Origin of the sequence: Haloarcula sp. CBA1129 (genome assembly GCF_008729015.1) — an archaeon.
GTDB lineage: Archaea > Halobacteriota > Halobacteria > Halobacteriales > Haloarculaceae > Haloarcula.
Window position 1 is genome coordinate 1,383,264 of the sequence record NZ_RKSM01000001.1, and the last position, 14,385, is coordinate 1,397,648.

General features: G+C 63.3%; 15 protein-coding genes. 5 read left to right on the forward strand and 10 right to left on the reverse strand.

What is annotated here, in order from left to right; genetic code table 11:
- Positions 1 to 214: 214 nt before the first annotated feature.
- Genes Har1129_RS06830 through Har1129_RS06840 form a run of 3 tightly spaced genes read left to right on the forward strand, consistent with a single transcriptional unit; the run spans position 215 to position 2,941 of the window.
- Entirely contained in the window at positions 215 to 1,123 is a 909-nt protein-coding gene (locus tag Har1129_RS06830; protein ID WP_151099978.1) for a DNA-3-methyladenine glycosylase, read from the forward strand.
- A gap of 5 nt (positions 1,124 to 1,128) precedes the next feature.
- Complete coding sequence (locus Har1129_RS06835) at positions 1,129 to 1,452, forward strand: acylphosphatase (protein ID WP_151099979.1); 324 nt, start codon at positions 1,129 to 1,131, stop codon at positions 1,450 to 1,452.
- Between the two features lie 46 nt (positions 1,453 to 1,498).
- Positions 1,499 to 2,941, forward strand: a complete 1,443-nt coding sequence (locus tag Har1129_RS06840; protein ID WP_151099980.1) for an NAD(P)H-hydrate dehydratase — start codon at positions 1,499 to 1,501, stop codon at positions 2,939 to 2,941.
- 9 nt (positions 2,942 to 2,950) lie between these two features.
- On the opposite strand, the gene hflX is transcribed toward Har1129_RS06840, so the two are convergent.
- Both hflX and katG read right to left on the reverse strand, forming a co-directional pair.
- On the reverse strand, positions 2,951 to 4,261 hold the full coding sequence (gene hflX / locus Har1129_RS06845; protein WP_151099981.1) for a GTPase HflX: 1,311 nt from the start codon (positions 4,259 to 4,261) through the stop codon (positions 2,951 to 2,953).
- Positions 4,262 to 4,443: 182 nt separating this feature from the next.
- Positions 4,444 to 6,639 carry a catalase/peroxidase HPI gene (katG, locus tag Har1129_RS06850; protein ID WP_151099982.1) on the reverse strand — a complete coding sequence of 732 codons (2,196 nt, stop codon included), beginning with the start codon at positions 6,637 to 6,639 and terminating at the stop codon, positions 4,444 to 4,446.
- A gap of 204 nt (positions 6,640 to 6,843) precedes the next feature.
- On the opposite strand from katG, the gene Har1129_RS06855 reads away from it, so the two are divergent.
- Entirely contained in the window at positions 6,844 to 7,191 is a 348-nt protein-coding gene (locus tag Har1129_RS06855) for an FUN14 domain-containing protein (RefSeq protein WP_151099983.1), read from the forward strand.
- 15 nt (positions 7,192 to 7,206) lie between these two features.
- Here Har1129_RS06855 and Har1129_RS06860 read toward each other — a convergent pair whose 3' ends face one another.
- The 6 genes from Har1129_RS06860 to Har1129_RS06885 all read right to left on the reverse strand — a co-directional run bounded on the left by Har1129_RS06860 (position 7,207) and on the right by Har1129_RS06885 (position 11,047).
- Positions 7,207 to 7,935 carry a ribosome assembly factor SBDS gene (locus tag Har1129_RS06860; protein WP_151099984.1) on the reverse strand — a complete coding sequence of 243 codons (729 nt, stop codon included), beginning with the start codon at positions 7,933 to 7,935 and terminating at the stop codon, positions 7,207 to 7,209.
- An 88-nt stretch (positions 7,936 to 8,023) separates the two neighbouring features.
- Complete coding sequence (gene psmA, locus Har1129_RS06865) at positions 8,024 to 8,809, reverse strand: archaeal proteasome endopeptidase complex subunit alpha (protein ID WP_151099985.1); 786 nt, start codon at positions 8,807 to 8,809, stop codon at positions 8,024 to 8,026.
- Between the two features lie 2 nt (positions 8,810 to 8,811).
- On the reverse strand, positions 8,812 to 9,297 hold the full coding sequence (locus Har1129_RS06870) for an Rpp14/Pop5 family protein (protein WP_151099986.1): 486 nt from the start codon (positions 9,295 to 9,297) through the stop codon (positions 8,812 to 8,814).
- Between the two features lie 424 nt (positions 9,298 to 9,721).
- Complete coding sequence (locus Har1129_RS06875) at positions 9,722 to 10,429, reverse strand: RNase P subunit p30 family protein (RefSeq protein WP_151099987.1); 708 nt, start codon at positions 10,427 to 10,429, stop codon at positions 9,722 to 9,724.
- Entirely contained in the window at positions 10,429 to 10,854 is a 426-nt protein-coding gene (locus tag Har1129_RS06880) for an RNA-binding protein (protein WP_151099988.1), read from the reverse strand. The genes Har1129_RS06875 and Har1129_RS06880 overlap by 1 nt, the downstream gene beginning before the upstream one ends.
- Before the next feature lie 7 nt (positions 10,855 to 10,861).
- Positions 10,862 to 11,047, reverse strand: coding sequence for a hypothetical protein (locus tag Har1129_RS06885; RefSeq protein WP_004515500.1), 186 nt, complete (start codon positions 11,045 to 11,047; stop codon positions 10,862 to 10,864).
- A 153-nt stretch (positions 11,048 to 11,200) separates the two neighbouring features.
- Here Har1129_RS06885 and Har1129_RS06890 point away from each other — a divergent pair, with 153 nt between their 5' ends.
- Positions 11,201 to 11,770: an NUDIX hydrolase gene (locus Har1129_RS06890; protein ID WP_151099989.1), complete on the forward strand. Its 570-nt coding sequence runs from the start codon at positions 11,201 to 11,203 to the stop codon at positions 11,768 to 11,770.
- Positions 11,771 to 11,789: 19 nt separating this feature from the next.
- Here Har1129_RS06890 and Har1129_RS06895 read toward each other — a convergent pair whose 3' ends face one another.
- Positions 11,790 to 12,614 (reverse strand): hypothetical protein, encoded by an 825-nt coding sequence (locus Har1129_RS06895; RefSeq protein WP_151099990.1) that lies wholly within the window; start codon positions 12,612 to 12,614, stop codon positions 11,790 to 11,792.
- A gap of 297 nt (positions 12,615 to 12,911) precedes the next feature.
- Positions 12,912 to 14,354: a phosphomethylpyrimidine synthase ThiC gene (gene thiC, locus Har1129_RS06900; RefSeq protein WP_151099991.1), complete on the reverse strand. Its 1,443-nt coding sequence runs from the start codon at positions 14,352 to 14,354 to the stop codon at positions 12,912 to 12,914.
- Between the last annotated feature and the right edge of the window lie 31 nt (positions 14,355 to 14,385).

The following is a 14,385-nucleotide window of genomic DNA, read 5'->3' on the forward strand; positions in this document are numbered from 1 at the left end:
GCCCTGAGAGAGTGCTTATCATCCTCCTCGTATATCGTGGTGCAGAGAGACGGAACATCCAATCGAGCAGGACACAGGTAAGCGCTACAAAGCATCACGACGACGAGACACAGTGCTCTGAGAGAGCGTCGGTTCCCGGATTACTGCTCGGCGTGCCAAGGCACTGCGAGCGGAACTCGTAACGTCATTACCTCCGGGTCCGTACACACAGACAATGGAACAGGGCGTCATCGATGTCGAGTCGCTGGCCGGCGGTATCGACTTGCAGGCAACTGTCGAGAGCGGGCAGTCCTACCTCTGGGACCGAGAGGACGGCGAGATGTACCAGCGTGACGGGGCGACCGGCGGCGACGCGTGGTACTGGACCACAATCCGCCACGACGGGTCACCAGCGGTCATCCGCGTCCGGCAGCGAGATGCGGTGCTCGAATGGGAGTCGACAGTCGACGCCGAACGGGAACTCAGACGCTTGCTTCGCCTCGATGATGACCTCCCAGCCATCAGGACGACGGCACCGGACGACGACGTGGTCCAGTCTGCCTACGAGACGTTCTGGGGGATGCGACTGGTGCAAGATCCCCCGTTTGGGTCCCTCATTTCGTTCATCTGTTCGGCCCAGATGCGTGTGTCCCGGATTCACAGCATGCAGCAGGCGCTCCGTGACGCGTTCGGCGAGACGGTCGAGTTCGACGGACGGACCTACAACGCCTATCCGACGCCGACGGCGTTGGCCGACACGACCGAAGAACGCCTCCGTGACCTCGGACTGGGCTATCGTGCCCCGTACGTCCAGCGCACCGCCGAGATGGTCGCGAACGGGGAGGCTGACCCAGAAGCGGCCGTCGGTCTCGACTACGAAGACGCCAGAGAGTCCCTCACCCGCTTCGTCGGCGTCGGCGACAAGGTCGCGGACTGCGTGTTGCTGTTCTCGCTTGACTACCTCGAAGCGGTCCCGCTCGACACATGGATTCGAACGACAATCGAGGAGTACTACCCTGAGTGTGAGCGGGGGAACTACGCCGACACGTCGCGGGCCATCCGGGCCGCGCTCGGTGGCGAATACGCTGGCTACACGCAGACGTATCTGTTCCATTACCTCCGAACGGGCAGCGACGAGACCTGACTCGGATGACAGAAGGCGACAGTATAACGGAGTCCGCCGGCAAACCTTCGGCTATGGCTCGCACGCGAGCACACGTGTTCGTCTCCGGTCGTGTTCAGGGCGTCTATTACAGAGCGACCACGCGGGAACGCGCACAGAAACAGGGCGTCGACGGGTGGGTCCGTAACCTCGACGACGGCCGCGTCGAAGCGGTGTTCGAGGGGCCCGAAGCCGACGTTGACGCGATGATCGAGTTCTGTCACGAGGGGAGCGAGCGTGCAGACGTGACCGACGTCGAGGTCGAGTACGAGGACCCTGAAGACAACGAGGGGTTCGAGGTCCGCTGGTAGGCCGCTGTCCCGTAGAATTACTTCACTGGCGGGCGAACCCGCAGGTATGCTCACCGGCTCCGAAATGGGTGTCGTCGACGAGAACGCCGCCGCGCTCGGCGTCCCGCGCAAACAGTTGATGGAGTCGTCCGGCCACGCCGTCGCCCGGGCAGTCCGTTCCCTCTCGGAACCCGGCGATCAGGTCACCATCGTTGCCGGACGGGGGAACAACGGCGGGGACGCGCTCGTCACCGCCCGCTTTCTGGACGACTTCGACCTCCGGGTCGTTTTGCTTGGCCGCCCGGACGCCATCTCGACGACGATTGCCAGAGAGAACTGGGACGCGCTCCAGCATGCCGAGTATCCGACGGAGACGGTCACAGATTCCTCAGCGTTCGACCTCGGTACTCCCGATGTCATCGTCGACGCGATGCTTGGCACAGGTATCGCCGGCGACTTGCGGGAACCGGAGGCGACGGCGGCAGCGACGATGAACGAGAGCGACGCGACCGTCCTCTCTGTGGACGTTCCATCGGGCCTCGACGCAGAGACCGGGGGGTTGGCCGACAGCGCAGTCGAGGCCGACCATGTGATTACGTTCCACGATACCAAGCCCGGCCTGCCGGACCTCGGCGTACCGGTCACCGTAGCCGACATCGGCATCCCTGACGCAGCGGAACTGTTCGTCGAGCGGGGCGACCTCACCCGCCTCGAACGGGACCCCGCGAGCCACAAGGGCGACAACGGCGAGGTTCTGGTCGTCGGCGGCGGTCCTTACACCGGCGCACCGGCGCTGTCGGCCCAAGCTGCGCTCAGAGGTGGGGCCGACCTCGTCCGGGTCGCCTGCCCGGCCGTCGTGGCCCGTGAAATCCAATCCTACAGCGAGAACCTTATCCTGCGACCGTTCGACGGGGACCACCTCGCGCCGCCGCACATCGACCGCCTTGCCGAGCTGGCGGCCGACCACGACACGCTCGTGGTCGGACCGGGACTGGGCGACGCCGACGCGACCTTGGAGGCGGTCGGGGACCTGCTGTCCGGCTTCGAGGGGACAGCGGTCGTCGACGCCGACGCGCTGTCGGTAGTCCCGGACATCGAGACGGACGCCGAACTCGTCTGTACGCCCCATCAGGGCGAACTCCGAGGGATGGGCGGCGAGACCGCCGAGGACTGGCGGAGACGAGCGGACCTCATCGAGTCCTTCGCAGCGGAGGTCGGCCAGACGCTGCTGGTCAAAGGCCCCTACGACATCGTCTCGGACGGCGAGCGGACCCGCGTCGGCCGGACGGGCAACCCGGGGATGACGGTCGGCGGAACCGGCGACGTGCTCGCAGGTGTGACTGGCGCGCTCGCCTGCGTGCAGGACCCACTCGACGCGGCCGCCATCGCCGCCTACACTGTCGGAACAGTCGGCGACCGTGTCGTTGAGGACCGCGGCTACGGACTGGTCGCGACAGACTTGCTAGAAGAGATACCGAGCGTACTGTGGCAGCGAGAAACGGACACGTAGCGCCTGCAGTCAGGCTGACGCGCCGACCAGTTCCCCGGCTTTCGACCGGGACTGTTCAATGATGGCTGGCCGCGCCTCGAACTCGATGACGACTTGGTCGCCGTAATCGACCGTGTCGACGCTAGCGTGGTCGTGAATCCACGAGACGAGGCTCATCGTGTCGTCGGTCATCGGAAGCACGAGCCGTTCACGCTCGTAGTCCGGCAGTTCGTGGTCGATGCGGTCCGCCAGATCGTCGATGTTGAGCCCCTGTTTGGCGCTGACGGCAACGGGGTTCGGCGCCAGCGAGGAAAGGGCATCCTTCTTCCGGCGTATCTCCTCATCGTCCACCATGTCGGTCTTGTTAAGCACCGTGACGATGGGGGCCTCGTTGCGCTCGTACAGCGTGTCGTGGCTCGTCACCAGTTTCTCCCGGATCTCCTCGACCGATTCGGAGATGTCGACGACGAGCAAGACCAGATCGGCGTGATACACCGAGCCGAGCGTGGATTTGAACGATTCGACGAGCCAGTGCGGAAGGTCCTGAATGAACCCGACAGTGTCGGTGACCAGCACCTCGCGTTTGCCGACCTCCGCGCGTCGGGTGGTCGTCCCGAGCGTCGTGAACAGACGGTCCTCGCTCTCGGCCGTCGTGTCCAAGTCGGGATGTAAATCGTCGTTCTCGTCGACGTCGAGGTCGTCGGCGAGGCGGCGCAAGAGCGTCGACTTCCCGGCGTTAGTGTAGCCGGCGAGAGCGACGAGATCGAACCCGGACTCCCGGCGCTGTTCCCGGCGGTGTCGCTCGGTCTCCTCGATGGATTCCAGTTCGTCCCGGATGTTGGCGATCTGCTTTTTGATGTCCTCTTCGCGGGACTCGTCGTACTCGCCGAGGCCCATGAACCCCGGGCGCTCGTCGCGTTTGGCCAGACTCGCCTTTGCCTCGGCGCGCGGGAGTTCGTAGCGAAGCTCCGCAAGTTCGACCTGTAGCTGGGCCTTCCGGGTCTGGGCCCGCTGGCCGAAGATTTCGAGAATGAGCCGGAATCGGTCGATGACGCGGACCCGCTCGGGGAGTTCGTTCCCGATGTTGTACGTCTGGTACGGGCCGAGCTGGTTGTCGAAGATGACGACAGCGGCCTCTTCGCGGGCAACCGCGTTGCTCAACCGTGTCACCTTCCCCTCGCCGAGGTGGTACGCCGGGTCCTCCGTTCTGGTCTGGGTTACCTCGCCGACGACATCGTAGCCGGCCGCCCGAGCGAGGTCCCGGATTTCCGCCGTGTCGGCGGTGCCACTGTCGACGCGCTTCGCGATGACCGCTCGTTCCGTGGTGTGTGTCGCCGTCACTCGTTACGGAGATACGGTGTCCGATTATTTAACCCCCCGGGCGGCTCTTACCGTCATCCGGTGCGCCGGCGGTGGGGCGGGAAAATGGCAGAGACTGCGAGGTGGCGACGGTCGCCTGCTGACGTGGAAGCGTTCGCGCGATACTTGAGATACAGCCACCGAAGCGGTGGCGTGCAATCCGCCTATTCGAGGTCGAAGCGGTCGAGCTTCATGACCTTGCTCCACGTGTCGACGAAGTCGTGGACGAGCTTCTCTTCTGCGTCGGCAGAGCCATAGACTTCCGAAATTGCGCGAAGCCGGTCGTTCGAACCGAAGATGAGGTCGATGCGTGTGGCTTCCCACTTGACCTCGCCGGTGTCACGGTCGAGACCCTTGTAGACGTGTTCGGCGTCCGCCGCTGGCTCCCACTCCGTCCCCATGTCGAGCAGGTTCACGAAGAAGTCGTTTGTCAGCGTCTCCGGTTCGTCAGTGAAGACGCCGAGGTCGGTGTCCTGATGGGTCGCCCCGAGCGAGCGCATCCCGCCGATCAGGGCTGTCAGTTCCGACGCCGTCAGGTTCAGGAGGTCCGCGTTGTCGACCAGCACTTCCTCCGCCGGTCGCGTGATATCGTCCTGAATGTAGTTTCGGGCTCCGTCGACCTTCGGCTTGAGGGCGTCGAAGGAGGCGGCGTCGGTGTCTTCCGGCCCGGCATCCACGCGCCCGGGTTCGAACGGAATCTCGACGTCGTAGCCGGCGTTCGCTGCCGCCTGCTCGACGGCCGCGTTGCCGCCCAGCACGATCAGGTCGGCAAGCGAGACCTGCGTCCCGTCGGAACGCGAGTCGTTGAACTCCGCCTGAATGGTTTCGAGTGTCCCCAGAACCGTCTCCAGTTGCTCCGGCTCGTTGACCTCCCAGTTCTTCTGGGGTTCGAGTCGGAGGCGAGCGCCGTTTGCGCCGCCGCGCTTGTCGCTGTCGCGGTAGGTCGATGCCGACGCCCACGCAGTCTTGACGAGCTGGGTGACGGAGAGATCCGAGTCGAGAATTTCTTCCTTGAGTTCGGCGATCTCCGCGTCCCCGATCAGGTCGTAGTCGGCGTCCGGAAGCGGGTCCTGCCAGATCATCTCCTCGTCGGGAACCTCCGGACCGAGGAACCGCTCCGGCGGCCCCATGTCGCGGTGGGTCAGCTTGTACCACGCCTTCGCGAAGTTCATCCCGAACTCCATCGGGTTCTCTTGGAAGGTTTCCATGACCTCTCGGTAGTCCGGATCGCGCTTCAGAGCGATGTCCGTCGTGAGCATCATCGGCGTTTGCGTCTCCGATGAGTCGTGTGCGTCCGGCACGCTGTTTTTCAGCTCCTCGCTCGTGGGTGCCCACTGCCACGCGCCGCCGGGGCCCTTCTCTGGCTCCCATTCGTAGTCGAGCAGATTGTTGATATACCCCATGTCCCACTCGGTCGGCGACTGGGTCCACGGGCCTTCGATACCGCTCGTAATCATCTCGCCGCCTTTGCTGTTCCCGTTCTTGTTCTGCCAGCCGAGGCCCTGCTGCTCGATAGGGGCGGCTTCCGGCTCGGGACCGAGGTTTTCGTCGGGGTCGTCAGCACCGTGGACTTTCCCGAAGGTGTGTCCGCCAGCGATGAGAGCGGCCGTCTCCTTGTCGTTCATCGCCATGCGGTCGAACGTCTGCCGGATGTTCTTCGCCGACGCCTCCGGGTCCGGGTTGCCGTCCGGCCCTTCCGGGTTCACGTAGATGAGGCCCATCACGGAGGCACCGAGCCCTTCTTCGATTTCGCCGGGCTCGTCGAAGCGCTCCTGGGTGTCCATTTCGTCTTCCGGCCCCCAGTTGACAGCCTTATCCTCCTCGAAAGCGTCCTCGCGGCCACCGGCGTAGCCGAACGTCTTGAATCCCATCGACTCGATGGCGACGTTCCCTGCGAGAATCATCAGGTCGGCCCAAGAGATCTTGCGGCCGTACTTCTGCTTGATCGGCAGGAGCAGCCGTCGTGCCTTGTCGAGGTTCGCGTTATCGGGCCAGCTATTGATCGGTGCAAAGCGCTGTCGACCGCCAGCTGCGCCGCCGCGACCGTCGGCGGTCCGGTACGTCCCGGCGCTGTGCCAAGCCATGCGGATGAACAGCGGGCCGTAGTGGCCGTAGTCGGCCGGCCACCAGTCCTGCGATGACGTCATCAGCTCTTCGAGGTCCGACTTCACCGCTTCGAGATCGAGCTTCTGGAACTCCTCCGCGTAATCGAAGTCGGCTTCCATCGGACCGACGTCCCGCGCGTTCTGGTCGAGAATATCCAAGTTCAGCTTGTTTGGCCACCAGTCCTGATTCGATTTCGGTCGCTTTGAACGTCTGCCTGCGGCGCCGCTGGTATCGGAATTCGGTGTTTCTGCCATCTTAACAGTAAGTAAGATTCGTCGGTAGCATACAAATCTTTGGATATGAGTAAAGAAATAGCATCGTGTGAAAAATATTCCCCTGAATTCTTTGGGACACCCGGGAGGGAACGGTGCCCCGTCCCTGTGGCAGAAGCGGTGTATAAAAGGGAAAGCGTCAAGCGGAGCACAAAGGATTTAAAAGCAGGCGGTCAGGTACGCGGTATGGGTGATTTCGTACTCCAACTAAATGGGTTGGGCCTCCAGCAGATGGGCCTCGAATTCGGTGGCGGCGGCCTTATCGGCGGAATCATCGGGTTCGCCGCGAAGAAGGTCGCAAAGCTCATTGCCGTCATCGTCGGCATCGAGTTGGCACTGTTCAAATTCCTTGAGACACGCGGCATCCTGCAGGTGAACTGGGACGCAATAGGCGGGGCCGCGCAGAACGCGACTGGCACCGCCGGGAACGCGGCGGCGACGCAACCGCCGTCGTGGGTTATGTCGCTGCTTTCGGCGCTACCGGTCAGTGCTGGCTTCACTGCCGGCTTCCTAGTCGGGTTCAAGAAGGGGTAACGCGACGCCGCGGCGTCAGCCGCGTGTACTGATGTCGTCTTCGTCTTTGATTATCTGGGTTTCCGCGTGGCCGCTGGTGTGTTCGTTTACAACGTCATAAAAGTCGTTCTGGAGGCCGGCCGGGAACGTCATAACGCCGACCCACGAGCCGTCGGACTGCCACTCCTCGCGTTCGAGGTCGCCGAACTGTCGTATCTGTGCCTGCGCGCTCCCGGCGTAGTCCGCGGGGACCTGCACCGCGACGGTGACCTCGTCGAACCGGATGGGGATAACCGGCCGGAGCGCATCAAGCGCGTCGTCGACTTGCGCCTCGACAGGCTCCATCGGATCGACCCTGAAATCCGTCTCTTCGAGGGCCGATTCGATGCGTTCGGGCGGATGTGGCGCGTCATCCATCTGTGGGTTGACCGCGTTGCGCGTGATCCGCTGGATGAGCTGTTTGTGCTTTTGCTCCTGCATCTCGCGGCGCTGGTCGGCCGTGATCTGAATCTCCCCTTGCTTGATGACTTCGGGGATGATGGTCATCGGATCAGTCGTGTCAAACACCTCTGTGAGCATATTCTCGGGTGGTCGGTCCCCCCGCGAGGCGTCCTCAAACACGTCCTCCGCAGCGATAACGTCCTCGAGGTCGCCATCGAAGTCATCACGTTTTATCGCTAGCGCAGCGTCCGGATCCACCAGTACCTCGAACCGTTGGCCGTGAGATTCGAGGCGCGCCGTCACCGCCTCGTCAAGCGATATCATACCCGTCGGTAGCAGTGGACCAGTTAAAGGCCTTACTGCGTGGTCGAATCGAAAAGAGTCGAGTCGCCCGCGAGGGTCGTCGGAAGGGTTACTCTTCTTCGGTGTCTTCGTCGTCCTCGTCTTCCTCGACCTCGTCTTCGCCGGTGTCGAGCAAGTCGGCCTCCGCGAGGTGGGCTTCCTTCTCCTCGTCGGTCAGCTGGCCAAAGGTCTCGGTTTCGACGTCGACCGTGGCGACGCCGATGCCTTCCGGCGTCAGTCCGTCCTCGTTGACCGACGCGAGGGCGGCCAGTGCGAGGTCGACGCCCTCGTCGAGGTCCATCCCCTCGTCGTAGTGCTCTTCGAGGTAGTCCCGGATATCGCCGCGGTCGGCCCCGACAGCGAGGGCCTTCCACTCGTAGGGCGTCCCGGAGGGGTCGGTCTCGAACAGGCGCGGCTCGCCGTTGACGATGCCGCCGATGATGAGCGCGACGCCGAACGGGCGTGCGCCGCCGACCTGCGTGTACTGCTGGATGTAGTCGGTGATTTCCTTGGTGAGGGTCTCGACGCCGACCGGCTCGCCGTAGCGCAGTTGGTTCACCTGCGCCTGTCGGCGGGCGAAGTCGATGAGCTGTCGGGCGTCGGCGACGTGGCCGGCCGAGGCGATACCGATGTGGTCGTCGGCCTTGTGAATTTTCTCGACTGAGGAGCGCTCCATCAGCGGCGACCGGATGCGCTTGTCCACGGCGAGAACGACGCCGTCGCTCGTTCTGACGCCGATGCTTGCTGTGCCGCGTTTGACCGCTTCGCGGGCGTACTCGACCTGGTAAAGGCGTCCGTCCGGCGAGAAGATAGTGATCCCGCGGTCGTAGGCCTGCTGTTGGTTTTGTCCCTGCATAGTTATCGGAAATCGAGTGCTGTCGCGCCGACGAACGCACCGTCGGAGGCCGCTTCGACATCGTAGCGCGGAGGCCGAACAGTAGCGCTCCGGTCTGCGTTCTCGAACACGACGTGTCTCTGTTCAGTGGCTTCCGGCGGCCCGCGTATATACTTTTCTTCACAGGCGCGCACCGTGCCGCTAATCCCCCGGACACGGACCCGAACCTCGTCGTCGTCAATGCTGTCAACGCAGGCCAGCGCGGCCCGCGCCGCGTCCGTCTTGCCGCGTCTGGTCCGGACGATAGCCTCGGCCGTGCCGTCGCCGTCGTGGAACTGGAGGACGGTCATATCCGTTTCGGCGCTGCCGGTGTCGCCCAGTAGATTCTGGGCGGCGTACCACACCGCCCGCTGGAACGCCCGACGGTCGAGTGACGCGGTTGGCCACGTCTCGATACCGACGGCGAGATAGCGCCACCGAGGCCGGAGATGCTTCGGGAGGTGTTTCATGCATGGTCGTTGGCGCGAAGGACAATGAGCGGTGTGGTGTGACTACTGGCAGTTTCTGGTATCACTGATAAGTACAGAGGTGGAATCTATCAACCCACCTTTACCAGATGTCAATAATATTCAAATCAAACAAGGGAATTAACTAACTTGCCGAGAATGAGGACGACGACGAAAACACCGACCCAGATTACCACGGCCAGAAGGAAGTCGACCGGGCTTCCAGACCCTTCAAACCCAATTTGTAGAATGGGGTACATGCTGCTGAAAGGCACGTATGGGCTATCCAGATATAAATACTGGGGGGTGATGAATACGCAGGTCTATCGACCAGTCAGTTCACTACAGAACAAACTAAATCGTTGCACACACTTTGTCAAGCCACACGCTAATGTCGGTTCTGTGTGCTGTAACAGCCCTGTTCTCGCTACTCAGGGTCTTCGTCGTCATCTTCCAACCGAACGCCCGGCTCGATGACGGCGTCGCTCTGGCGTTCGCGGTTGCGCTCTACGACTCGTCCCCACTCTGCCAGCCCCTCGCGGACGGTGTCGGCGTCGAAGCCGATAGTCTCCCCGACAGCGACGAGCTCCCGTGGCGTGCGAATCTGGAGATGGTTGCTCGGCGAGGCCGAGACGACAAAGGGGGCTCCAGCGTTCTCGACCAGTTCCCGTAGCTTCCGGAGTTCCTTGATGGCCCGGACGCGGCTCCCGCCGGACTCGCGAAGCACCGGGCCGAAATCGAACTCGACGCGGACGCCGTTGTCGGCCGCCGCATTCGCCAGCACGTGGTTGAAATCGCCGTCATCACGCATCGGGTGGGCGAGCACGTCGACCGTCGGTTGCTCGACAGCGAACCGGTTGATGCGGCGGTCACCGCCGTGGACGACGATGACCGTTCGGTCGCTGCGGTAGTTCCCGACGAAGCCGCTGGCCCGTGAGGGGTCGTTCGCCCGGACCTCGATGCCGGCCGCGACATCAACCTCGTAGGCGTCGCTGATGGCGTCGGCGTCGTAGTCCGCCTGTTCGTCGCCGTGGTTCCTGACGACGATGCCGTCGTAGCCAGCGTCGGCGGCCGTCAGCGCGTGCCGGGCGACGGTGCTGTCGCCGTCGGGGTGGGCGTAGACGGCCTCGTACATCACAACTCCTCTAAGAGTTCGCGGGCGTTCTCGACAGCCTTCTCCCGCTTTGCGGGATAGGCTTCGACTTTCGCCCGGAGCGTGATGCCGTCGCCGCGTTCCACGCTCCCGCCGAACGCGGTCTGTTTGTCGAAGGTGAGGAAAAACGAACAGTTGTCGTCGACCCGGTCGTCCAGTTCCGCACGCACCGCGTCGATATCCGGCGCTGACGCGACCTGCGTGAGCACATGGCGGACGTCGTCCGCGTTCTCGACACGGGCCGAGAAGACAATGATCCGGTCGCCGTAGTGCCCCTCACTCTGTGCGCGCTCGATAGGGTAGTCCTCGGGAAGGAACGTCCGGAGCGCTTGCTCGACACGCTTGTCGTCCTCTGTCGCGTAGCAGAATGTCCGGAGGTCGACGTAGTGGAACGGAACCGACGACATCGAGGCCCTACTCGTCCTCGGCGGCTTCGAGGTTGTCCTCGGGGACGCCCTGTTCCTGTCCGTCCTCGAAGGAAACCGTGTAGTTGGCGTCGCCGAACATCGTTTCGACGACCTGTGTGATTGTGCCTTCCTCGCCGTCGTAGTCGCTGTGCTCGTCGTGGAGAATAACGCTGTCGTCCTCTTCGAATGCCATACCGAGCGGTACTCGGTGGCTCGTCAAAAAGGGACTGATTCGGTGTCGAAGGCTTATAGGCACCTCGCGCCAACGGCTTGCCATGAGCAGCACGGCAGGGGTCCCCGGATACTCGTCGCCCTCACGGCGGGCGCTCACACAGCGTTCGAACAGATGACGAGCGTCGACGACCTGTGGTTTCTCGCCGACGGCGCGTGCCAGACCGCCGAGCAGACGTATCACGACCTCCGGGAGCAACACAGCGGCTACGTCGAGTTCACGCGCCATCGAAATGTCCCGCGAAATCGGTTTCGGGACGTGGCGACTGTCGCCCGGGACCACGGCGCGCCATACGGCGCGCACACACTCGCCTACCGACCCACCGGTGAACTCCTGCTCGTCCGCCACGAAGGCGTCGATATGTGGGTGCTCCCCGGCGGCGAGCTCGACGCCAGCGAATCGTTTCAGGAGGCCGCACTCCGAGAACTTGGGGAGGAGAGTGGCATCGAAGCGACCATCGATGGGCTGGGGATGCTCGGACGGGTCGAGTTCTACTGCGACGGCAACATGGCATGGGGAGTGCTGCCGGTGTACGAGGCCCGAGCGGAGACGACCGACATCGCCGTCAACGACCCGGACCACGAAATCAGCGAAGCCCGGTGGTTCGACGAGCTACCGACCGATACGCGCGACCGCGAGGAGATTCTGCAGTGGCGCGGACAGCGGTTCGGCAGCGGGGCGTGATCCGCCGGACTTGAGTGCGTTACTCCGGCCCGAACGACTGCCCCTCGCGAGCGTCGGCGTTCATCCGCCGGATGGTCGCACGGGCGTTGCTCGCGTCGTAACCGAACAGCACGGTCTCGGCGTACTCATCGGCTACCTCGACGGCCTTCGAGAGGTCGTCGACGTCCACGTCGACGGCGTACAGTTCGATGCTGAACGGGGTCGAGAGTCGATCTTGCCAGCCTTTCGCCAGAATCTCTAGCCAGTACGTCGTCGAGTAGGCCATGTCGTAGATGGGGACGACGAACTCGTCGACGTACTCGGAAATTTCGTCGACGGCGACGCCCGAGCGGGCTTCGAGGTGGCCGGGGTAGGGGTCTGGATACAGCGTGAGGTACATCTCACCGGGCACGCGCTCGCGTGCTTCAGCGACGAACTCCGTGATGACGTTCGTGCGCCAAGCCGACCAGTCCTCGAACTCGCTGTCGGCGAAGCGCTGCTCGCACCGGTCGCAGTGGCAGTACTCGTCCCGGGGGAACCCGATATCGTCGAGGCGAACGTCCTCGTTGACCGCGGCCGCCTCCTCGATGATGTCGAGCAGGCCCTCGCGGTAGCGGTCGTGAGTCGGGCAGACGTACGTCCAGTCGAAGTACGGCTGGTTTCGTGTCGCCGGCGTCCCCTCGTCGTCGAACGCGAGCAGTTCTTCCTCGCTCTCGACCGCGTTGTCGCCGAAACAGGACACCATGTTCACCGCGCCGGCAATCGGTTCGACAGCGCGGCCGGTCACGTCCTTGACCTCGTAGAACGCCCGGTCGAACTCGGACCACTCCGTCTCCTCCTCGTTACGGGTGACGACGCCGTACATACACGCTGGTACGGCGGTTCGCCGGGTAAGGGTTCGGAAAGCGACGGCGCTGCCGCTGACAGTGCAGAAGCCGAGAGAATACTACCGGCTATCATGAGACCCAACCCAATACAATGTCGTTGAGGACCAGTGGGAAGGGCGGCCGGTAGTAGATTCAGCGGGCGATACAGCCGATTCACGCAGCTTTACCGCTTGACGACGTACACGAGGGCAAGCGCCATGACCGCAACGAGGGCGATGACTTTCTTTGACATCGTTTCAATAGACGAACACCGATTATAAAGAACTATCGCCGTGCTAATCGTCGGCACGCCCTCCTGTTCCAGATTCGGTATCGGCGTCAGGGCCGGGGATATCAGCCTCGTCGTGAGTTCCGACGGGCGGCCGGTTTACTTCCGCCGCCGACGAGTCTTCGAGGGCAGTCCGGTCGTCAGCGTCGGCCTCGATTGTGTCCATGTCACCATCTTCGCGTGCGTCCTGATCGATGCGCATCGAACAGAACTCAGCGCCACACATCGAGCAAAAGCGTGCCTCCTTGTAGTTGTCGCCGGGGAGCGTCTGATCGTGGTACTCGCGGGCGCGGTCGGGGTCCAGCGCCAGATCGAACTGCTCGCGCCAGTCGAAGGCATACCGGGCTTCCGAGAGGGCGTCGTCCCAGTCCCGTGCGCCCTCACGCCCGTTTGCCACGTCGGCAGCGTGGGCCGCGATTCGGTAGGCTGCGAGTCCGTCCCGCACGTCGGATTTCTCCGGGAGGCCCAGATGTTCCTTCGGAGTCACGTAGCAGAGCATCGCCGCACCGGCACGCCCTGCCTCCGTCGCACCGATGGCGCTCGTGATATGGTCATAGCCCGGCGCAACGTCGGTCACGAGCGGGCCGAGGACGTAGAACGGCGCGCCGTCACAGACCGCTTGCTGGCGTTCGACTTGCTCGGCGACCTGATCCATCGGAACATGGCCCGGTCCTTCGACCATCACCTGTACGTCGTGGTCCTGAGCGGTTCGCGTGAGTTCTCCGAGCGTGTCCAGTTCGGCGAACTGCGCGTCGTCGCCGGCATCAGCGAGACAGCCCGGACGGAGGCCGTCGCCGAGGCTAAAGGTCACGTCGTACTCGCGGAATATCTCACAAATGGCCTCGAATTTCGTGTACAGTGGGTTTTCCATCCCGTTTTCCTCCATCCACTGGGCGAGGATAGAACCGCCGCGGGAGACGATACCCGTCTTCCGGCCGTCAGTCAGCGGCAGGTGTTCCATCCGGACGCCGGCGTGAATTGTCATGTAGTCGACGCCCTGTTTCGCCTGCTTCTCGATGACGTCCAGCAGCAGTTCGTGGGTGATCTCGCTCGCGTCACCGGCGCGCTTGACCGCCTCGTAGATGGGAACTGTTCCAATGGGGACCGGCGAATGCTCGACGTTGGCTGACCGGATCTCGTCGAGATTACTCCCCGTCGAGAGGTCCATCACCGTGTCCGCGCCGTAGTGGACGGCGGTGTGGAGCTTCTCCAGTTCGCCCTCGATATCGCTTGTCTCCTCGCTGTTGCCGATGTTTGCGTTGACCTTTGTCGCAAACTCCCGGCCGATAATCATCGGGTCGAGTGAGTCGTGGCCGACGTTTGCAGGAATCACCGCCTGTCCGTCGCCGACTTGCTGCCGGACGAATTCGGGGTCGACGCTCTCGCGCTCGGCGATTCGCTCCATCTCGTCGGTGATAGTCCCGTTCCGGGCCGCTGCTAGCTGCGTCATAATCACTAGGTTATACTACTGGATTATAAAT